The sequence below is a fragment of the Pseudomonas sp. AD21 genome, from assembly GCF_002878485.1.
In the GTDB taxonomy this organism is placed as follows: domain Bacteria; phylum Pseudomonadota; class Gammaproteobacteria; order Pseudomonadales; family Pseudomonadaceae; genus Aquipseudomonas.
The window spans coordinates 1-2,122 of sequence record NZ_NQYG01000125.1 but is presented as its reverse complement, the minus strand read 5'-3'; the positions used below and the strand labels follow the sequence as shown (position 1 = coordinate 2,122).

The window sequence follows — 2,122 nt, the reverse complement described above, 5'->3', positions numbered from 1 at the left end:
CGGCGTCGCAGCGTCGGGCGTTGTTGGGGATTGCGCAGTTGATCATGCTGGGGGAGTTGGCGGTGAATCGGGCGTTGGATAATTTGCAATTGTCGGAGTGATGCGGGTGTCGGGATCACCTGGTGATTGATCGGGTGTTCATTCTGGCGCCTTCGCGAGCAGGCTCGCTCCCACAGGGTTTTAGGCTGGTCACAGATAGTGTGTGCGAGGCTGAAACCTGTGGGGGCTGGTTATTGAGGCATTTCAGGACATTCATCGGTCCATCGCGTCACCGTCATGTCCTTGAACTGTTCACCGATGGTATCGACGCGCAGGCAGGTGCCTTTCTTTGAGTAGTACAAGATGCAGCGCGAGCTATCGAAAGAACAGGTATCCAGTTCGATGAACTTGCGTGCAGCCAACTCACGCTCCACGCCGCTGTATTCATAACCGTCGGTGGTATGCATCGGCGTTGGCTTCCAGCCTTGTTTTATTAGCTTGGACTTGGCCGCCACCAAACGCTCACCGACGACGATGCCTGCTGGCCCGCGCTTGTCGTTTGGCGCCTGTGAGCCATCGGCAAACGCTGTGCTGATACCCGTGCAATAAAGTGCGACAAATATGAGGTGCAAAGCCTTCATTTGACGGTTCCTCCAGCCGATTTGTAGTACGACAAAAAATCCGGATATTCGGCGTAAGGTTGCGGTGGATAGTGATTTTTCTTGCCGGGCCCCTCGGGAAGTGCCGCCCACCGTGTTGCGGCTTTCGGCATCGCGCCCGGGATGTCACCTGCCTTGATCTTGTCGATCACACCGAGGGTGCGCAGAATGTCGACCGCCATAAGGTCTTGGGTATGAGGCGTAAAGTCGGTCAGCCCCATCTTGCCGCCATACTCGCGCCAAGTGGCAATGGTTATTTGATACAAGCCCGATGCCGTAGTTGATCCGCCGAAACCGGCGCCTGGATGGGTGGACTCATCTGTGAACGTCCATTTCCCGGTTTGAAAACCCTTTGCCCAGCCATATCCATATTTCGCGTGGTAGTCACCGCCTTCGGCTTTGGCAATGGCAGCCAAATATGCCTTCACGTTCGGATCCTTCAAATACTCCTCATTCTCCGCCCGTCTTATCTGTTTTTTAGCGTCCAGCGCTACAGTTTTAGGGGAGGTGTCTTTGACGGCCGTCACTTCTCTCGTGGCGACGGGAGACATTTTCCTGCCACTCTTGCTAACCACTTCAGCCATGCCTTAATCCTCAAGAAACAGCTTGATGGTTTCAGGCAGGTGCGAACTCACTACATGCGTGTAACCCATCGGATCACTTACGCCATGTTCCATGCTGCCGTCAGCGCGTTGAATGGCGTATTCAAAATGGGCTAGCGGTTTGCCCGACTCTTGGTCAACCAATCTGAACTTGTCAGTAAAGTGCACTGGCATCGGCAGCAGACCGCTGAAGGGTGCTGATACGACGGTGTCGCCAATAATGACCGTTCCGGATCCGCCGATAACCACGTTGCCGTGGCCACCGGTACTGTCTTTAGTCGCAGCATTCAGCCCATTGATGAAAACCGTAGCGCTGACGGCGCCCATAATTGGGCTACCGCAGGCGGATTTGTCGGTCATTCGAGCGGCGGCAAGGCCGTCGAAATTCACATTGGGTGAGCCGCTGACAATAGGGTTTGTGCCATGCCCCGGGAGCGGGCAATTGGTTGGATCTGTCACTCGCGCAGCAGGTTTGCCACTCATGAAATGTTCCTTTTCAAAGTTTCAGTTTTCCTTGACCGGAATGGAGTCGATATGGGGCGAGGGGTATCGGCCGCCAAAATAATGCGGGGGTGTCCAGCGTGTACGCGCGAAGAAAAGGGCATGTCCTTGGAGGGGCGCATAAAGTTTTACTGTCCATGTAAATGTGCTGCGCGCAGCATGCCCGAGGCAGGCGGCGCGCTCAATATTTACTTACAAATTATTGGTTGACTGCTGGATGTGGCCGCGAGGCAGGGCGAGCAGTGGGAATTCTTGGCAACAGGTGATGGGAGCGATTTTAGACGGCAGGACGCGATGAGGCGCGATAAACACCAACGTTTAAAAAGACATCTCCAGACACTCTCTCAGGCTACATATCCTTGCGCCTTTGCCTACAGCTAC

Annotated in this window: 4 protein-coding genes; 1 reads left to right on the top strand and 3 read right to left on the bottom strand. The window is 54.7% G+C overall.

All coding sequences use genetic code 11. From position 1 onward, the window contains the following. A partial coding sequence (locus tag PseAD21_RS30430) for a DUF6124 family protein (protein WP_371859116.1) occupies positions 1-101 on the top strand: 101 nt, incomplete at its 5' end. 129 nt (positions 102-230) lie between these two features. On the opposite strand, the gene PseAD21_RS29290 is transcribed toward PseAD21_RS30430, so the two are convergent. Genes PseAD21_RS29290 through PseAD21_RS29280 form a run of 3 tightly spaced genes read right to left on the bottom strand, consistent with a single transcriptional unit; the run spans position 231 to position 1,723 of the window. Next, positions 231-620, bottom strand: coding sequence for a hypothetical protein (locus PseAD21_RS29290; RefSeq protein WP_102359173.1), 390 nt, complete (start codon positions 618-620; stop codon positions 231-233). Beyond that, complete coding sequence (locus PseAD21_RS29285) at positions 617-1,222, bottom strand: hypothetical protein (RefSeq protein WP_218244993.1); 606 nt, start codon at positions 1,220-1,222, stop codon at positions 617-619. Before PseAD21_RS29285 ends, PseAD21_RS29290 begins: the two co-directional genes overlap by 4 nt. Before the next feature lie 3 nt (positions 1,223-1,225). Beyond that, positions 1,226-1,723 carry a PAAR domain-containing protein gene (locus PseAD21_RS29280; protein ID WP_102359172.1) on the bottom strand — a complete coding sequence of 166 codons (498 nt, stop codon included), beginning with the start codon at positions 1,721-1,723 and terminating at the stop codon, positions 1,226-1,228. Positions 1,724-2,122: the final 399 nt, after the last annotated feature.

Excerpts from the sequence above, each read along its gene's own strand:
- PseAD21_RS29290 (WP_102359173.1), bottom strand. The coding sequence starts at position 620 with ATGAAGGCTTTGCACCTCATATTTGTCGCACTTTATTGCACGGGTATC.
- PseAD21_RS29285 (WP_218244993.1), bottom strand. The coding sequence starts at position 1,222 with ATGGCTGAAGTGGTTAGCAAGAGTGGCAGGAAAATGTCTCCCGTCGCC.
- PseAD21_RS29280 (WP_102359172.1), bottom strand. The coding sequence starts at position 1,723 with ATGAGTGGCAAACCTGCTGCGCGAGTGACAGATCCAACCAATTGCCCG.